Consider the following 729-nt stretch of genomic DNA (forward strand, 5'->3'; position numbering starts at 1 on the left):
GTCGACCAGCCCTCCACCCACGTCGACTGGTCGGCGGGCGCGGTGGAACTGCTGACGGACGCCCGGGCCTGGCCGGAGGTGGACCGGCCGTGGCGCGCGGGTGTCTCGTCGTTCGGCATCAGCGGCACGAACGCGCACGTCATCGTCGAGCAGGCCCCGGCGGACGAGCCCGCCGAGGAGCCGGCCCCGGCCCCCGAGGCACCATCCCCGGCCGTCGTGCCCTGGCCGGTGTCCGGCAAGACCGAGGCCGCCCTGGCGGCACAACTGGAGCGGATCACGGCCCTGGTGGGCACGGACTCCCCGGCGGACATCGGCTACTCGCTGGCCACCGGCCGTTCCCACCTCGCCCACCGCGCCGTCCTCCTGGCGGGCGCCGACGAGGCCCATGAGATCGCGCGCGGCGTCACCGGGGACGTCGGGAGAAAGCCGGCGTTCCTGTTCTCGGGCCAGGGCTCGCAGCGGTTGGGGATGGGCCGGGAGCTGTACGCCCGGTTCCCGGTGTTCGCGGGGGCGCTGGACGAGATTACGGCTCGTTTCGACGGGCTGCGGGACGTCATGTTCGGCGACGATGCGGAGGCGTTGAACGGGACGGGTTTTGCTCAGCCCGCGCTTTTCGCGCTCGAAGTGGCGCTTTTCCGGCTGGTCGAGTCGTGGGGGGTGCGGCCGGACTTCGTCGCGGGGCATTCGATCGGTGAGATCGCTGCCGCGCATGTGGCGGGTGTCTTCTCC

1 protein-coding gene is annotated in these 729 nt (G+C 72.7%); it reads left to right on the top strand.

Going from position 1 to position 729, the window contains the following annotated elements; translation table 11 throughout:
• The coding region (locus tag ACX9I7_RS32670) for an acyltransferase domain-containing protein (protein ID WP_459389409.1) at positions 1 to 729 on the top strand (729 nt) is incomplete at both ends.

The organism is Streptomyces sp. L500 (genome assembly GCF_054551825.1).